Genomic DNA, 17376 nt, shown 5'->3' with positions numbered 1-17376 from the left:
TTTTGCCAATTCGTTTTCTCATCATCGCCCCCGGTTCATTGATTCTATTGGAGCGACAAGTATTCTGACGCGGGGGGCGCCTGAACGGCTATCCGTTTGTTGGGATATCTTAAGATTGGGTTAAGAAGGAATCGATAGGCTGCTTCTTGAGAGGTTTGGTCAGCATGACGGCCGCCTCTCGCGGCCGGCATATCTCGTCGCCGACCTTGGATGGTCCACGCGCCAATAGTCGAACGGCAAGGCAAGCCCTCGCTCCACGCGACTAGGACGACCATCCGTTCTTCGGGCTCGGCGCACGCGTCGAGCCCCTTTTATCCATTTTGCCCTCGACGGGGCGATGTACCTAATACACCGTCGCGCCCCGATCGGATTGTTTTCATCGCATCGCACACCGGGCACCTCTTCATGCGGCGAGTTCCTCGCGGTTCAGTGATGTTGAAGACCGGGGTGGGCGTGGAGCTCATCCAAGACACATGCCGCCTATCTCTGTACTCCCGTGTAATCAGAAATGTTGCTGTAAGTCTTCCTTTGGATTGCCCCGCAGCACCGTGTAATTTGTGTCACTGTGTGATAGAAGTTACCTGCATGCGCGAACGTCTCGTCGGTCGAGCTTGGCCACTCGATCAGCCATTGTCAGCCTCAATTGCGGCACGAACCTTGCGCTGCGTGTATAGAGACATAGCGCGAACCTTTGAACGGTGCCGCGGTGTTCCTTTCGAAGGAGTAAGCAATGAGCGCGACAGTTGGGGACTTTCTTATCGAGCGTCTTCACGCTTGGGGCGTGCGTCGCATCTTTGGGTATCCAGGCGATGGAATCAACGGAGTGTTCGGAGCCCTCAGCCGCGCGAAGGGCAAGATAGATTTCGTTCAGGTCCGCCACGAGGAGATGGCAGCATTCATGGCATCGGCGCATGCAAAGTTCACGGGTGAGTTGGGTGTGTGTATTGCGACGTCCGGCCCTGGCGCTTCGCATCTAATCACAGGCCTTTATGACGCCCACATGGACCATATGCCGGTGCTCGCGATTACAGGGCAGCAAGCGCGGGCCGCCCTCGGTGGTCACTATCAGCAGGAACTCGATCTGGTGTCGATGTTCAAGGACGTCGCCGGCGCATTTGTACAGCAGGCGAGCGTACCGTCACAGGTACGCCATCTTATCGATCGAGCCGTGCGAACCGCGTTGTCGCAGCGCAAGGTCACGGCTATCATCCTCCCGAACGACCTGCAGGATTTGGAGTACGAGCCGCCCGCGCGTAAGCACGGCACGCTGCATTCCGGGGTCGGGTTTAGCGCACCGAAACTCGTGCCTTACGACACTGATCTGCGGCGTGCTGCCGAGGTCCTGAATGAGGGCAAGAAGGTGGCGATCCTGGTCGGCGCCGGCGCGCTGAATGCGACCGAGGAAGTCATTTCGGTCGCAGAGAAGCTCGCTGCAGGTGTCGCGAAGGCGCTGCTTGGCAAGGCTGCACTGCCCGACGACTTAAGCTGGGTGACAGGGTCGATTGGGCTGCTCGGCACGAAGCCCAGCTACGACATGATGATGGAATGCGACACCCTCTTGATGATCGGTTCGGGATTTCCTTACTCGGAATTTCTGCCGAAGGAAGGACATGCACGAGGCGTCCAAATTGATGTCAAGGCGGACATGCTGAGCCTGCGGTATCCGATGGAAGTGAACCTTGTGGGCGACAGCGCCGAGACGTTGCGCGCTTTGCTGCCCATGCTTGCCGAAAAGACGGACCGCGCATGGCGCGAGAAGATAGAAGGCTGGACCGCTGAGTGGTGGAAGACGCTGGAAAAGCGGGCGCTCGAACCGGCCAAGGGTGGCGTCAATCCGCAACGCAGCGTGTGGGAGTTGTCGCCACGCATCCCGAGTGATGCGCTCGTCACGAGCGACTCCGGGTCTTGCGCCAACTGGTACGCCCGCGACCTGAAGGTGCAGCGCGGCATGATGTGCTCGCTATCGGGTGGACTGGCCTCAATGGGCGCAGCGGTGCCGTATGCGATCGCCGCGAAGTTCGCATATCCGGGGCGAGCGGTGATCGCACTCGTTGGCGACGGCGCAATGCAAATGAACAACATGGCGGAGCTGATCACCGTATCGAAGTATTGGAAGCGGTGGTTGAAGCCGCGCTGGATCTGCATGGTGCTGAACAACCAGGACTTGAACCAGGTTACGTGGGAGCAGCGCGTGATGGAGGGCGACCCAAAGTTCGAGGCTTCGCAGGACATACCTTCCGTGCCGTATCACAAGTTCGCCGAGCTGATTGGCTTGAAGGGCATCTATGTCGACGATGCCGATCACATGGGCGCGGCATGGGACGAAGCGTTCGCCGCGGATCGTCCAGTCGTGATCGAGGTGAAGGCCGACCCGAATGTACCGCCGTTGCCGCCACATATCACGATGGCGCAGGCGAAGGCGTTCGCGACCACCCTAATGAAGGGCGATCCGGACCAGGGCAATGTGTTGCTCGATACCGCGAAACAGGTTCTAAGCGCCGTGCTGCCCGGGCATAAGGACGAAAAGAAGTAGCCGAGATGGCGACCATGAATGCACCGATTCCCGACACTGTGATCAGCTCCGTCCGCGCGCAGGCCTACACGATCCCCACCGATGCGCCCGAGGCCGACGGCACTTTCGCGTGGGAATCGACGACACTCGTCGTTGCCGAAGTGGACGCCGGGGGAGAAACGGGCATCGGCTACACCTACACCGACGCGTGCGCGGCGTTGTTAATTCGCGAAGCTCTGGCCGAAGCAGTGGAGGGTTGCGATGCGTTCGACGTGCGCGCTGCGTGCCTTGCAATGCAGAAGCGCGTGCGCAATATCGGACGAGCGGGCGTCGCTGCGACCGCCATTTCTGCGCTCGACTGCGCCCTATGGGACGTGAAAGCGAAATTGCTTGACGTGCCTCTCGCGCGGCTTCTCGGTGCGATGCGGGAGAGCGTGCCCATCTATGGCAGTGGCGGCTTCACCACTTACACAAACGCACGCCTGAAACAGCAGTTGTCAGGATGGGTCGTCGACGATGGTTGTCGCTGGGTCAAGATCAAGATCGGCAGCGCACCCGAGCGCGATCCGAAGCGCGTGCACGCGGCGCGCGAGGCGATCGGAGAAGCAGGGCTCTTCGTCGACGCGAACGGTGCTTTCACGGAAAAGGAAGCTTCACATTACGCCAACGTATTCAAGGATTTTGGTGTGCTGTGGTTCGAGGAACCTGTATCGTCCGATGACCTGTGCGGACTGAACGCGGTGCGTAGTGCCGTTCGAGCGCCCATGCAGATTGCAGCGGGCGAATACGGCTTTACGCTGGACTATTTTCGTCGCATGCTCGACGCAAGGGCGGTGGATGTACTCCAGGCCGATGCAAGCCGCTGCGGCGGCATCACCGGTTTTCTCAATGTAGCGGCCCTCTGCGAGGCGTATCACGTTCCGCTCTCCGCACATTGCGCACCGGCGCTGCATCTTCATGTGGCGTGCGCCGCGCCACAACTCGTTCACCAGGAGTGGTTCTACGACCACGTTCGCATTGAAGCGATGCTGTTCGATGGCGCGCCGCGGGCAGACGGTGGTGCAATAACTCCGGACCTCTCGAGATCCGGATGCGGGCTGGAATTGAGGCGTGCGGACGCTCAGGTTTATGCCGTCTAGGGAGCATCATGAGGGTGACGAGCACGACATCACAGTGGACCGGCATCGCCATTGGCGTTGTGGTGGGCGCGACGTTACTTAACGCGTTCGCGCGCAGAGGGACCGGCGCCGGCTCCTCGTCTGGTGGGGAGACGGCTGTGCATCTCGATGCCGCCCGCTCGTTCAACCGCAGTTCCGCGCTGCTCGCGTTGTCTGTCCTCGCGGATAGCTCCATCGAACACTATCGTGGCTCGTTCTCAAACAAGGCGATGTACACGCCGCTCATCACCTCGGTCCTGTCGCTCGCAGCGGGAGTGCACGGCGGCACCGATAACGTTGCTAAAACCCATCGCGTGCGGCACGCCATTTATCTCGCGGCTGCATCGGCCGGACTTGCCGGCACCGGGTTCCATATTTATAACATCACGAAGCGCCCCGGCGGCGTAAGTTGGCACAATCTATTCTATGCCGCACCGATCGGTGCACCGGTGGCATTGTTGCTCTCGGGTGCGCTTGGCGCGGTCGCCGAGCGTTTGCGCGACGAGCCCGCTGTCGAGCCCCAACTTTTCGGCATGCAGGCCGGCCGAGCACTCGGCTTGGTGGCTGCCTTCGGGCTCGCGGGAACCGTCGGAGAAGTGGCGCTGTTGCATTTTCGGGGCTCGTATCAGAACCCTGCGATGTATGCGCCTGTAACGGCGGGGCCGCTCGCCTGTGTGCTGCTTACGCATGCCGCGCTTGCCGCTCCTCGCGAGCGCTGGATCACGCGCGCGTGGCTTAGAATCACTGCCGCGCTTGGCTTCATCGGCATGGGGTTTCATGCGCGCGGTGTCGCGCGCAACCAGGGCGGCTGGCGCAACTGGAGCCAAAACGTTCTTAACGGACCGCCACTGCCAGCGCCGCCCAGTTTCACGGCTCTTGCGCTCGCCGGCTTGGCGGCTTTGCGACTGAGGGGAACCGAGAAATGATCTTACCGCCTAAAACTCGCTTTCCCGGCTACGACGTACTGAACAAACGTGACACCGTTTCGTGGGACGACGCGACGCGTGCCGTCATTGAGGAGCGTCTTGCAACGGCGTCCGACCACGCGTTTTTTGACGCCGTCGAATGGCGCGCGCTTGAGGCGCTGTGTGCCTGCATTGTGCCCCAGCGTAACGACACACCGCAGATTCCGGTCGCCGCGTTAGTGGATGCGAAACTTAAGGCGAATCATGGCGACGGCTATCGCGATGCTCGACTTCTCCCGGTGCGCGAAGCGTGGCAAAAGGGGTTGGCGGCGCTGGACGTCGAAAGCCGGGCTCGGTTCGACTTACCTTTCGCGAGCGTTGGGGAGGAGTCGCAGGCTGCATTATTGCGGTCGATGCAAGCGGGCGAGTTACGAGGTGAGCTCTGGGAGGGAATGCCGTCGGACCTCTTTTTCACCGAACGCATATTGCACGACATTTGCGGGGCGTATTATTCACATCCTCACGCGTGGAGCCAAATCGGGTTTGGTGGTCCCGCGAACCCGCGAGGCTACGTTCGAATGTACTTCGACCGGCGCGATCCGTGGGAAGCCGCTGAAGCGAGCCCAGGCCACGAGGAGACGGCGCGTGCAGAAAATCAACATGCTCGATGAGGCTCAGCATCGGCCGCGGGGCAAGAACGGACGCGCACCAAACGTCTTTCGCGTGGGTGCCTGGACGCCAATGAGGGAGTACCCGCAGGACGAAGCCGTCGATTTTGCGATCGTCGGCACAGGCGCGGGCGGCGGGACGCTCGCGTGCCGTCTCGCTGAAAAAGGCTTCAGCGTGGTCGCGTTCGATGCGGGCGCGTGGTGGCGGCCGCTTGAAGAATTTGCTTCCGACGAGACGCACCAGCACAAGCTCTACTGGACCGACGAACGCATCTGCGACGGCGAGAACCCGCTGAAGCTTGGCAACAATAACAGCGGCAAAGCGGTGGGTGGAAGTACTGTCCACTTTGCGATGGTGTCATTGCGCTTTCGTCCAGAGTGGTTCAAGTCCCGCAGCCTTCTTGGATACGGTGCAGACTGGCCCCTCGACTGGCGCGAGATGTGGCGATACTACGCAGAAGTTGAAGATGCGCTCAAAATATCTGGCCCAGTGAACTATCCTTGGGGACCAAAGCGCCCCCGCTACCCGTATCGCGCGCATGAGTTGAATGCGGCCGCACTCGTGCTTGCACGTGGCGCCGAGACGCTTGGTATTCCGTGGTCACCCACGCCGCTCGCCACCTTGTCCGCACCGCGCGGCGAGGCGCATCCATGTGTCTATCGAGGCTTCTGTGTGTCGGGATGCGCGACAAACGCGAAGCAGAGCGCGCTTGTCACATGGATACCTCGCGCAGTCGCGGCTGGCGCTGAAATACGAGATCTGGCGATGGTGGGCCGCATCGACGCCAACGAACAGGGCCTCGCGACCGGCGTCGAATATTTTCGGGAAGGGCGCTGGCAGTTTCAGCGTGCCCGAAACATTGTCGTCGCGGGTTACGCAATCGAGACGCCTCGACTTTTGCTAATGTCGGCCAATGGTCGCTTTCCAGAGGGGCTCGCGAACAGTTCGGGCCTCGTCGGCAGGAATCTGATGGTGCAGTCGAACCAGGCCAGTTGGGGCGTAATGAAAGAAGAAATCCGCTGGTACAAGGGACCGCCCTCCCTTGCACTCACTGAGCACTGGAACTACACCGACAAGGGCAAAGACTTCTTCGGCGGTTACTGTTACATGAGCCAGGGACCGTTGCCTAACGCTTGGGTCGCGGCGCAAAACGGAAGGGGGCTATGGGGCGAAGCGCTCATGCGCGAGATGCAGAAGTACAACCATCAGGCCGGATTGAAGATCGTCGGGGAGACGCTGCCGCAAGAGCGCAACCGTGTGACACTTGCCGATGAGAAAGATCAGTACGGGCTGCCTGTCGCACGCGTCACGTATTCGCTTTGCGACAACGACCGCAGCCTGATAAGGCATTCGCTTGACTTCATGGGACGGGCACTGCGCGCGGCAGGTGCAAGCGAGATCTGGAACGAAACTGATGATACCTGTCACCTGAACGGCACCGCGCGTATGGGAGACGATCCACGTTCGAGCGTCGTGGATGCCGATTGTCGAAGTTGGGACATTCCCAACCTGTGGATCTGCGACGGGTCGGTTTTTCCGACCGTCGGTGGCGTCAACCCGTCTTTAACGATTCAGGCGATCGCCTGTCGTACTGCCGATCGCATCGTAGCGCTTGCGGCGCGTGGCGAACTGGACGCCCGCAAGAAAATGTAGAACGTCACAACGCGCATGCTTAGAAATGAGTCGCAAAAGGTATCGCACACTCACCACGCCTATTCGAGGCACGTTTGGATGAGTTCGTAGAGCTCCATTAGCGCGGGTTTAAGATCACCGCTATCGGCTATGCCGCCAGCGGTCAGAATATGGTCCTGCTTGAAGGATCTGGATCAAGGATTCGTTCCGATTGCAGGATGAAGAGGGCGATAGTCGCTCCTAGCACTGTCAACCACCGCCCCTTTGTAGAGTAGGTCCACACAAATTCAAAGCGGTATTAATTATCGCGAGGTGAGTCAGCGCCTGCGGGAAGTTACCGGCCAGGTGTTTGCCTGGAACGTTGTACTGTTCGGACAAAAGACCGAGATCGTTGGAGACTGCGAGCACCCGCTCGAATTGCGCCCGTGCTTCGCCACTGCGTCCTTGCATTTGCAAGCAGTCGGCCATCCAGCAGGAACACGCGAGAAATGCACCTTCGTTTGGACCCTGCGCGAGCGCCTTCTCCCGTCGGATCAATCCGCCGTCCGACAATTCGCGCTGAACTGTGTCGATTGTCGAAGCCATTCGAGGATCATCAACGGGGAGAAAGCCGACGAGCGGCAGGAGCAGCATACTGGCATCGAGTTCATGGCCGCCATAATATTGTGTGAAAGAGCCGAGCGCCTCATTCCACCCCTCATGACAGATTTCATCGCGGATTGTCTGGCGCAGTGCAGTGAGGCGTTCCATGATCGGTGAAGCTCTGACGTCCGTGCGAGCTCGATGTGAAAGGAATCTATCCACCGCTACCCAGGCCATCACTCTGGAATAGGTGTAGTGACGAGGTTCGGAGCGCGATTCCCAGATTCCCGACCCCGGCGTGTTCCAGACCTTCTCTAAATGCTCTAGGATGCGCTGCTCCACGATGCAATCTTGTTCGGTCGCTGGGAGGCCCGCTCGACGGGCGACATCAAGGCAATCCACGATCTCACCCAGTACGTCAACCTGATGTTGCGTTCCAGCCGCGTTGCCGACACGCACAGGCCTTGCATACTGATAGCCTTGCAGCGAGTCGAGTGTCCTTTCCTGCATGTGGCGCCCACCGTCCACTCGGTACATGATACGAATGTTTTCAGGTGACCCTGCGATAGCGCCTAACAGCCATTTCCGCCACTCGTTTGCCTCCTCATGAAAGCCAGCGTTTAGCAATGCGACAAGCGCAAAACTGGCGTCTCGCAGCCAACAATATCGATAGTCCCAGTTGAGGCGCCCTCCGGGCGCTTCTGGCAATGACGTGGTGGGCGCCGCAACAATCGCGCCGCTCGGGCGATAGATTAGCGCCTTCAATGTCAGGAGCGAGCGCTTGACTTGAGCGGGCCACATCGTCTTCGAGTTGTCGAATGTGCTGATCCATTCGTTCCAATATTGTTGGGTCGCACTAAGCTCTGCCTCAGCGTCCACGGGAGCGGGCGGCGGCAGATGCGAGCGGCCATAGCTCATTACAAATGTCACCCGCTCGCCCGTTGTGACCTCGAACGTCGCGTCAGTTGATTTATCCGTTACGTTGAGCTTGCAATCGGCACGCAGCATCACGAGGTCAGGGCCGACTCTTGCTTCCATCGTGCCATCAACCGACGTAGTCCAAGGTGGCAGTGCGCCGTAGTCGAAACGCAGGCGCAACTGAGACCGCATCCGCACAGCACCGCGCAGACCTTCGACAATTCGGATCACCGACTGCGACTCCACACCAACGGGCATGAAATCAATGATACGCACGGCGCCGCCGCTCACTTCGAAGTCTGTTTCCATGACCAGCGTATTGTCCTGGTAGCGGCGGTCTTGGCGGAGGATCGTATCGATCGGGTGGAGCGCCCAATGTCCGTTCTCAGGCGTTCCGAGCAGCGCGGAAAAACATGCATCGTCATCAAAGCGAGGCCAGCACAGCCAGTCGATCGAACCGTCGCGGCAGAGCAGGGCGGCTGATTCGCCGTCGGAGAGAAGAGTGTAGTTCTCGATCGGTTGGCTCATGAGGGCTAGCTCCGTCGCCCTCGGGCAAACAGACTCAAGCATCCGACCACGCCAAGCCCGGCTAGGGCCCAAAACGCGTTTCGATACCGGTCGGTGAACATTTCCCAACTACGCGGGCTGGCTTGATCGTCAAATCGGCCGTGTGCGCCGTAGTCACCGGAGACGGGGTGATACAGATTGTCTGGTGCGTTCTCTGGCAGCGGTTCATCGGTTAATTGGCCGCAATAGCCTGCGCTTGCCAGATAGCGGTCGATGAGGGCAGGCGCAACCCGATTCGCGAGGATTGCCTTGACCGTGGGAAAGCCGACCCACACCTCCCGTCGGCGATGAGTCGCGGCAAAGAAGATGGCGCGTGCGGCGACTTCCGGCTGAAAGATCGGTGCGACCGGTTTTGCCCGGCGACCCATCTTGTTCTTGGCCCAATCGAACTGCGGGGTATTGACGGCAGGCAGGTCTACCATGGTCAGGTGAACCCTGAGATGGTCGTGAATAATCTCAGATCGAAGAGAATCAGTGAAGCCGCGCACGGCGAACTTGGCGCCGCAATAGATTGACTGGAGCGGCACCGATCGATATCCGAGTGCCGAGCCGACGTTGACGATCGTGCCACAATTACGGGTGCGCATGCGTGCAAGCGCAGCCATTGTCCCGTGTACTTGGCCAAGATAGGTGACCTGGGTGCCCCGCTCGAACTCCCGCGGCGTGAGGGTTGATACCGGTGCAAACACGGTGGCCATAGCAACGTTCACCCATACGTCGATGGGGCCGAGTTCCTTTTCCGTACGAGCCGCTGCTGCCTCGACCGCTTGTGCATCAGCGACGTCGGTCGGAATCGGCAGCGCGCGCACCCCGTATTTCGCACGAATGTCGGCGGCCGCTCGTTCGAGCCTCTGCGGGTCGCGTGACAGAAGCGCGATGTCGTAGCCTCGTCGGGCGAATTCTTCAACGGATGCCCGGCCCACGCCGGCACCGGCACCCGTGATGACCACAATCTTTGCCATTTCTTGACCCCTTCAAAACCACACCGATCGTGGCGCGGATGACTGTGAACATACCTGTAAGCAGTATGCGTGCCAAAGGGGGCTTTGAGTCAGCCGCTTTCGTTGGCCACGCTGCCGCCTGTGCATCGCGTTGCCATAACGCGCGGAGGACAAGCGTCCCAACCCGCACCGCCCGTGGCGTCTACTCGTCACGGGTCGCGATGATCCAAGGGTTGCAATCGAATCGCCGACCTTTATCAGTTCGATAACGCGAGCAGCGTCGCACGGATTGCGGGTAGAACCCATTCAACCTCGTGTCAACGGATCGACTGCATTGTCGGTCATCGTACGGATTGGCTCCGCCCGCGCTTGTCGCGTGTTGGCGATGGGCGTCAAATCGGCGCGACTCACAAGCACACAACATGCGTCAAGGCCGTTTCGAGGGAGATTAAGCGTAGGGTCGGTTTCGGCCGAACGAAAAAGCTCACGCCGTTGCAGAGAGCCGCACGGCATCACTGTGTCCTTATGCACAGTGCCTATTGGACGCTTGGGGCGTGCTAGAAACCTTGCAACAGGGGTCGTCCCCGCGGCATTACGGCCACGACAGCGATGCGGACGTACGCGAACAAGAGTAAGCATAGCCACAGCCCCTGTGCGGACGCGCATACGTGCCAAGCCATCAGAGTCTTGATCAACGAGATGCGAAGCAGCGCACGGAACAGCGGGATCGATCCGCCAGCAAAGTTGAGTGGCAATTCCCATCGCGGCAGTGTCGGCGCGATGTTGAATATGCTCCCGATGAAAAACCTGTTGACCGCGATATAGAACAGGAACCGCGAAGAATGCTCGCTCATGTCACCGTCAGGTGATCACCGGAAAATGAAATGCAAGCCATACTGCGCATCACATCCTACAAAGGTTGAGCGTCCATCTCTTCGGCCACGGTTGGACATCAAGCATCTCATGAAAAGCAAACACGTCGCGATATACGCGAACCGCTTCGCTCAGCGCCGCGACGCTCGAGGCCATGCGCGACATTGGGTAGATCCGGGAGAGGTTCTGCTGAAGAGGCCGAGAAAGCCACCAAAACGGGCCGTGGCTTGCGCCGGTGATGATTCATGGACCAACGTCTCCCGCTGGCGGACTTGGGAGACCGACCAAGGCGGAGTGCGCCAGTCGAGCTTGGCGTTCCATCCCATGTGAGTCAAGTCGGTTCAACCGCCAACGGGGTTGAATTGGCTGATCGATGAGATGCTCAAACTTCTTGCCGAGACACCATCGCCGCCGACGCTCCGGCCTCGCTAACGCTTCCATCACTTGCTGGTTGGTAGTCGAACATATAATCGTGCGCCTACCCACTACTGAAAGTGGGAGACTGTGTCGAAGTCTCAGAGCGCGGCTTCGGATACCATTTCAGATGCAACGACTTTCGAGGGAAAAATCTGGGGCTGCTGCTTGATGAACGGCTTCATCATGGACACGATCGCTACGAAATGAGGTCTGAGATGGCGGGCAAGGCGACGCGGCGGCGGTATGGGAAAACGGCACAACCTAGCTGTGAGGATCGGTCAATGCTTCAGCGTGCGTTCAGATCTGTAGCCACCATCGCGTTGCTCGTTGTATTCGCCTTCTTTGTTTGCGAAGTTTCTGCACGACCAGCCTCATCGATCTCTGAATCGGCTGAGGCGCCCGCGGCTGAATTGCGCTTCATGGACCGGCCAATCGCAACGTTCCGTGTGCCTTTCGGAGGTGCGTCACCTGAGCTGCGGGTCAGCCGCGCGAACGCCGCTCTGAAGTCGCTTGCCGAGCAGGATCTCGGCGTGCCTATTGTTGTGGTTCACGGTACGCTGGACAATCAGACAGGCGTGGGTTTCCGGCTTGGCAACCGCACTCTGTTTGTTTTCCTCGAAGGCGATGTCGATCCGGGCGATGAGCGGACCTTCGACGCGACTGTCGGGCAGGTACAGGCGCGGCTCCAGTCCGCGTTACGCGCACGAGCGGCACAGCTTCATTGGCCGAATATCCTCAGGGGCGCTCTGCTCTCCCTTTTGGCTACGGCCGTTCTGGTAGCTCTGCTCTGGGCAATCGGCCGCATGCGAGCACGACTGCACGCCAGGGTTCAGGATGCGATTGAACGTCACGTGCTTCAGCGCACATCGAGAAACTTCGATTGGACAGGCTCGGCGTTCCAATTGGGTCGTCAGATCGTGCAACTGCTGTTGCTGTTCTTTGCACTTGGATTCATCTATATCTATCTGATTTTTGTCCTCGAGCAATTTCCTGCGACAGAACCAATGGGCGAACGCCTCAGCGGTTTCCTCTTCTCGCTCGCAGAGCGATTTGTGCAGGGCTTACTTGATGCACTCCCCGGAGTAATTACCGTCGTGGTCATCTTTATGCTCACGCGCGCCTTGTTGAGCTTGATCGACAACATATTCCGAGCCGCGGGATCCGGGCGGATTTCACTCCCCGGGATACATCCGGATACCACGGACGCGACACGTCGCGTCATCGCGGTTATCGTGTGGGCGGTGGCCATTACATTCGCCTATCCATATTTTCCGGGCTCGCAAAGCGACGTTTTCAAAGGCTTAAGCGTACTCCTGGGGTTGATGCTCTCGTTAGGATCTGCTGGCATCGTGAACCAGTTAATGAGTGGCCTAGTCGTGACTTATAGCCGTGCACTTCGAAAGGGCGATCTTGTCACGGTGGGTGGCACAACCGGTGTTGTTATCGGCGTCAACTCGCTGTCTGTTAAGCTGACCAATCTGCGCCATGAGGAAGTAACCATTCCGAACGCATTAGTGGTCAGTTCGATCGTGCGAAATTATTCGAGCCTCGCGAATCAACACGGCGCCCTGCTCTCGACGTCCGTCACAATTGGCTACGATACGCCTTGGCGTCAGGTCCATGCGATGCTTATCTTGGCGGCAAAGCGCACATCGCACATACTGGATGAACCGGCAGCATTCGTGTTGCAACGGGCGCTGTCGGACTTCTATGTTGAATACGAGCTCTACGCTGCGATCGACAGCCCACTACTCCGCCCCGTGGTCTTGAGCGAATTACACGGGCATGTACTCGATGTTTTCAACGAATATGACGTCCAGATTATGTCGCCACATTTTATGGCGCAACCCGCATCCAACATCGTTGTGCCCCCGGAACATTGGTATTCCACGCCGTCGTCGAAGCCGGCAGACTCAGGTGGGCAGGGCGTCGCATCGAACGATTCACGACGCGAGAGTTGAAAGCCGGCCATAGTGCAGGGCACATTCGGAAACGGTTTTGATATGGAGGAGAGATTTCGCATCACAATTCTCTCACCGGCGAGACGATCACAGAGACCGTTTAAGGACGCGATGAGAGCGGCCACTTGGCTCGTTCAGAATGCGGCGACATGTCGTCAACTGATTCTCAGCAGTCGCATTTTAATGACCAACGGGGGTCGAGCCGTCGCAACTCCCCGTGAGCCGGCAACACCGGCTGCAACGTGTATGTGGGATCCACCAGCAGATGGAAAACCGCCGGTCGGCGCCGTCCCAGATCTGATTGATTCAGTGAAGGATCCTGCCTACACGGGCCTGTACTCGCGGTCGTCGGAGTTGTGACGCAGACCGACGCGTACCACATTTACGCTATCAGACAGATCGCCGACAGATCAGCATCTGTTTGCTTGGACAGGAAGTACGATGCGCCTGCACCTATATCCTGAACGAATGCGCGGAAAGGAAGCCGCGATTAACGCGTTGAGATAGGCGACACCCGCCGAGAACGGATCGCGAGTATAACCGGCACCAACCGACAGATCTGGTCGCGGGTCACGTCGTGTGCGATGCCGCCGAGACTGTCCGTTTCGCCGAACTAAAGCCTACGTAATTGGCGCTCCTGAACTTCACTGCGTTGTTGCTGCGGAAGCTGTAGTTGAAGTTGTCTGGGTCGCCGGGATGCGCGGAGATGGAGCCGCTTCACTGGTTGCTCTTTGAGTACTGGCTCACAAAGTCGATGAGCGAGTCATACTGCCGGCCGAAAGTCACAACATAGGGATTCGATAACCCGACATAGGCTTGCCGGGCCCATCGTTGGGCACGTCAAACCCGTTCTCGAGCCGGAAGGGTGATGGCAAACAGGCGCCCGGCATTAGCGTTCGACTGATAGTTGAAACCCGGATCAATAATTCCGTAGATCATGACGCTGTTTTTACCTTAGGCAGCAGCAGCGAAGCGCTCAACGCAGCGATTCCTCAAACCGAGTCAGATGCTTTTTAAGCTACTGTTTTGCGGAGTTCGGCTTTTTCACAGCGTGGGCAAGACTTCGCCACCGGAGAGCCGGAATCGGTGTCTCATGCGGATGTTCCGGTGATGGTTTAGTGGGAGCGCCAAGGTTTCAAACCTCTGGCCAGCGATGCTGCTTCAGGCGTGGTTTTCCTTCTCGGCTTGTTGTGCCGCCCGAACGCGACGACGGTGCAGATGTTGGCCATGCGGTCGCGCACGCCGCTCGACATGAAGATGATCGAAGATACGAGAAGCGCAATCGATCTCGGCACCACATTCGCGCAGCAATTCCTGTCCTTTGCGCGACAACAGCCGCTAACGGCCGAAATACACGACCTAGCCGCGCTGATCCGTGACTTCGAACCAATGCTCGTGCGTGCCGGCACGCGCGCCTCTCCGAGCGAAGTCAGGTAAATCGCATCAGCCAGCCTTCCTCGGTCGATGCAGCCCGCTTCGAAGCGGCGCCGCTCAATCTCATGGTGAGTGCACTCGACGCTATGCCCGATGGTGGTTCCGTGAGGGTCGCGAGCGAAGTCGTCGAATCACTAAAGGACCTGACTGCGGTGTTGCCTGCCGCCCCATGCCATCAAATCTCTACCTGCGCGCCCAGTTCGATAACTCGATTCGGTGGAATCTTAAAGTAATCCGCCGCATCACGGGCGTTGCGGGACATCGTGGCATATAAGGCCTCTCGCCATAGCGCCATGCCGGCTTTCGGCGTAGCAAGTATCGTTTGGCGGGCGATAAAGAACGATGTTTGCATCGGGTCAATGGTAAGTCCAGCATGTCGGCCTTTCTGCAATGCGCCCGGTATATCACGCTCATCCGAGAATCCATAATAAACGTTGACTTGATAACAGTTGTGTCCTAGCGGGGCTACTTTGATGCGTTCGCTATCCGGTATTCTGGGGATGTCGGTGGAATACACGGTCAAAAATATCGTTCGCTCGTGCAGCACCTGGTTATGCAGTAGGTTATGCAATAACGCATGCGGTACACCGTCACCTTCAGCACGAAAAAAGACTGCCGTACCAGGTACGCGTAGCGGTGGATTGATGAATAACGACCGGAGGAAGTCGTCGAGCGGGATGAGTTGGCGTTGAAGGCTTTGGAAAACCAGTTCGCGCCCCCTTCGCCACGTGAGCATAAGCATGACCATCAGCGCACTGATCGTCAGCGTGAACCACCCGCCGCTGATAATTTTCAGACTCGTGGAAGAGAAGAGAGCAACGTCAATCACTAAAAAGAATCCGGTCGCTGCCACAGACAGCGCCAGCGGAAATTTCCAGCCGAAACGAACGACAAAGAAGGTCAGCAACGTCGTTGTCAACATCGTGGCGGTTGCCGCAATGCCGTAGGCCGAAGCCAGATTGGATGACGAGCCGAATCCCACGACGGCCAACACCACAGCTGCGAGTTGTAGCCAGTTGACGAGCGGGATGTAGATTTGCCCCTTATGACTCTCAGATGTTTGGCGAATCCGCATACGGGGCAGGAAACCCAGCGCAATAGCTTGCTGAGTGACTGAAAATGCGCCCGAGATTGTCGCTTGCGATGCGATAACGGTCGCCATTGTCGAAAGCACGACGAGCGGATAGACGCTCCAAGGGCCGAGTTGCAGAAAAAAGGGATTTGAAACCGCTGCCGGATTGGATAACAACAAGGCGCCTTGCCCGAGGTAGTTGAGTGCCAGCGCGGGAGCGACGATAGAGAACCAGGCCAGGCGAACTGTCTTCTTCCCAAAATGGCCCATATCAGCATAGAGCGCTTCGGCGCCGGTGAGCGACAGGACGACTGCACCGAGCGCCACGAAGGCGAACCACCCGTTGTGAATGAGAAAGCCGAGTGCGTGGAGCGGATTGAAAGCAATCAGAACGACCGGGTTGCTGGCGATATTAACGACGCCCATTGCAGCCAGCGTCACGAACCAGACCAAAACAATCGGGCCGAACCATTTTCCGATGCCAGCAGTACCCCTGCGCTGCACCAGATACAGGACAACCAGAACGGCCAAAGTTATGGGGATAACATACGGCTTGAGAGCAGGCGTGGCAACTTCCAACCCTTCAATGGCTGACAAGACTGAGATAGCCGGAGTAATCACGCCGTCGCCAAAAAACAGACCGGCGCCAACCATACCAAGCAGCATCACCGGATAGTACCAACGAGATCTCTGAGTGACCGAAGATAGGGCCAACGCGGTCATCGCCATGATTCCGCCTTCTCCTCGATTGTCCGCCCGCAGGACAAGAGTTACGTACTTGAGTGAAATCACGATTATCAGGCCCCACAGAATCAGCGAGACCACCCCCAACACGTTGATGTGGGTAGGTGAAAGGCCGTGATGCTTCGCGAACACCTCTTTCATGGTGTAGAGCGGACTGGTTCCAATGTCGCCATAGACAATCCCGATGGCAGCCAGCGTCAGAGCCGCAATGCTACTGTTGGGGAAGTCTTTGGTCACGACGATGCCTCATTGTGTGAGTCTTTAAGCATGTGGCGACAGCGCAAGTTGCTGATGCTTGAACCCGCGTCCTCGAAACAGCGCTTCATCGTCAGCAGCCTGATTGAGAATGAGGATACATCTCCTCTGGCGCCACCGCTCGTGGCTCTTGACAAAAACCGCCCGTGCGCAATTGACCGACGGATTGAAGCGGGGCACTGTTATGAGATTACCGCAATCGACGCGATCGATGCCTATGATGCCCTGGTTGCAGCGGCGGCGGCTAGCGAGACTCCTAGATCCGACGTCAACGGTCTTATGAGACCACTGATGCGGCATAGCAGTTCGTTCATCGGGAAGGCGTTAGATACGCGTCTGCAATTGGGCCGGCGAGAGCGAAGCGCCTTGCTCCAGGCTTGAAATGGCTCTGCGTCTCCTGGCTTGAACGCGGGAAGCATTTTCACGGCGTCGATACCTCCCAACACGACGACCTTCGTGTTTGAACGGGTTGGCTCCGAACGCGCGTGAGAAATTCGGATACGAGTTAGGTCGATCGAGGTCTTTGTCAGGCGCGGGAAGGTATGCGCTGGAACTTGGTTCAACGGACACCGCTACCAGTGCAGTAGGCGCGAGCCTAGTATCGCCCCAGCAATGGTGGGAATCATCATCCCAAGCAAATACCAAACGCCCCAGAAAGGTACGCCCATCTCTGGGCAGTGAAGGCAATAGGCAAGGGTCGCGGTCGATCCAGCCAGCAAGCCGCCTGCTGCGCCTGT

Annotated in this window: 11 protein-coding genes; 7 read left to right on the top strand and 4 right to left on the bottom strand. The window is 58.4% G+C overall.

All coding sequences use genetic code 11. The annotated features are described in order from the left end of the window. Positions 1–730 precede the first annotated feature (730 nt). The 5 genes from AWB65_RS31990 to AWB65_RS31970 are packed head-to-tail and all read left to right on the top strand — an operon-like array spanning position 731 to position 6896. Positions 731–2533, top strand: coding sequence for a thiamine pyrophosphate-requiring protein (locus tag AWB65_RS31990; RefSeq protein WP_087670863.1), 1803 nt, complete (start codon positions 731–733; stop codon positions 2531–2533). Positions 2534–2547: 14 nt separating this feature from the next. Continuing rightward, the gene (locus tag AWB65_RS31985; RefSeq protein WP_087670864.1) at positions 2548–3651 is read left to right on the top strand and encodes an enolase C-terminal domain-like protein; all 1104 of its coding nucleotides are present in this window, start codon (positions 2548–2550) and stop codon (positions 3649–3651) included. An 8-nt stretch (positions 3652–3659) separates the two neighbouring features. Then, on the top strand, positions 3660–4595 hold the full coding sequence (locus AWB65_RS31980; RefSeq protein WP_087670862.1) for a hypothetical protein: 936 nt from the start codon (positions 3660–3662) through the stop codon (positions 4593–4595). Further along, positions 4592–5245, top strand: coding sequence for a gluconate 2-dehydrogenase subunit 3 family protein (locus AWB65_RS31975; RefSeq protein ID WP_087670861.1), 654 nt, complete (start codon positions 4592–4594; stop codon positions 5243–5245). The genes AWB65_RS31980 and AWB65_RS31975 overlap by 4 nt, the downstream gene beginning before the upstream one ends. Then, positions 5235–6896, top strand: a complete 1662-nt coding sequence (locus tag AWB65_RS31970; RefSeq protein ID WP_087670860.1) for a GMC family oxidoreductase — start codon at positions 5235–5237, stop codon at positions 6894–6896. Before AWB65_RS31975 ends, AWB65_RS31970 begins: the two co-directional genes overlap by 11 nt. A 228-nt stretch (positions 6897–7124) precedes the next feature. Here the strand turns inward: AWB65_RS31970 and AWB65_RS31965 are convergent, their stop codons facing one another. Together AWB65_RS31965 and AWB65_RS31960 are read right to left on the bottom strand one after the other, a co-directional pair. Beyond that, positions 7125–8903, bottom strand: coding sequence for a glycoside hydrolase family 15 protein (locus AWB65_RS31965; RefSeq protein WP_087670859.1), 1779 nt, complete (start codon positions 8901–8903; stop codon positions 7125–7127). Positions 8904–8908: 5 nt separating this feature from the next. Further along, the gene (locus AWB65_RS31960; RefSeq protein ID WP_087670858.1) at positions 8909–9904 is read right to left on the bottom strand and encodes an SDR family oxidoreductase; all 996 of its coding nucleotides are present in this window, start codon (positions 9902–9904) and stop codon (positions 8909–8911) included. Between the two features lie 1550 nt (positions 9905–11454). On the opposite strand from AWB65_RS31960, the gene AWB65_RS31950 reads away from it, so the two are divergent. Together AWB65_RS31950 and AWB65_RS31945 are read left to right on the top strand one after the other, a co-directional pair. Then, entirely contained in the window at positions 11455–13134 is a 1680-nt protein-coding gene (locus AWB65_RS31950) for a mechanosensitive ion channel family protein (protein ID WP_159907899.1), read from the top strand. 1218 nt (positions 13135–14352) lie between these two features. Next, the gene (locus AWB65_RS31945) at positions 14353–14571 is read left to right on the top strand and encodes a hypothetical protein (protein ID WP_125474268.1); all 219 of its coding nucleotides are present in this window, start codon (positions 14353–14355) and stop codon (positions 14569–14571) included. A 172-nt stretch (positions 14572–14743) separates the two neighbouring features. Here the strand turns inward: AWB65_RS31945 and AWB65_RS31940 are convergent, their stop codons facing one another. After that, a complete protein-coding gene (locus tag AWB65_RS31940; RefSeq protein ID WP_087670855.1) occupies positions 14744–16621 on the bottom strand; it encodes a potassium transporter Kup in 1878 nt (625 codons plus the stop codon). A 590-nt stretch (positions 16622–17211) separates the two neighbouring features. Next, positions 17212–17376: NrsF family protein (locus AWB65_RS31930; RefSeq protein WP_143281819.1), on the bottom strand; the 165-nt coding region annotated here is incomplete at its 5' end.

The organism is Caballeronia humi, assembly GCF_001544475.1.
Classification (GTDB): domain Bacteria; phylum Pseudomonadota; class Gammaproteobacteria; order Burkholderiales; family Burkholderiaceae; genus Caballeronia; species Caballeronia humi.
This window is presented reverse-complemented; position numbering and strand designations above follow the sequence as displayed.

Excerpts from the sequence above, each read along its gene's own strand:
- AWB65_RS31985 (WP_087670864.1), top strand. The coding sequence starts at position 2,548 with ATGAATGCACCGATTCCCGACACTGTGATCAGCTCCGTCCGCGCGCAG.
- AWB65_RS31950 (WP_159907899.1), top strand. The coding sequence starts at position 11,455 with ATGCTTCAGCGTGCGTTCAGATCTGTAGCCACCATCGCGTTGCTCGTT.
- AWB65_RS31980 (WP_087670862.1), top strand. The coding sequence starts at position 3,660 with ATGAGGGTGACGAGCACGACATCACAGTGGACCGGCATCGCCATTGGC.
- AWB65_RS31960 (WP_087670858.1), bottom strand. The coding sequence starts at position 9,904 with ATGGCAAAGATTGTGGTCATCACGGGTGCCGGTGCCGGCGTGGGCCGG.
- AWB65_RS31965 (WP_087670859.1), bottom strand. The coding sequence starts at position 8,903 with ATGAGCCAACCGATCGAGAACTACACTCTTCTCTCCGACGGCGAATCA.
- AWB65_RS31975 (WP_087670861.1), top strand. The coding sequence starts at position 4,592 with ATGATCTTACCGCCTAAAACTCGCTTTCCCGGCTACGACGTACTGAAC.
- AWB65_RS31970 (WP_087670860.1), top strand. The coding sequence starts at position 5,235 with ATGCTCGATGAGGCTCAGCATCGGCCGCGGGGCAAGAACGGACGCGCA.
- AWB65_RS31945 (WP_125474268.1), top strand. The coding sequence starts at position 14,353 with ATGTTGGCCATGCGGTCGCGCACGCCGCTCGACATGAAGATGATCGAA.
- AWB65_RS31990 (WP_087670863.1), top strand. The coding sequence starts at position 731 with ATGAGCGCGACAGTTGGGGACTTTCTTATCGAGCGTCTTCACGCTTGG.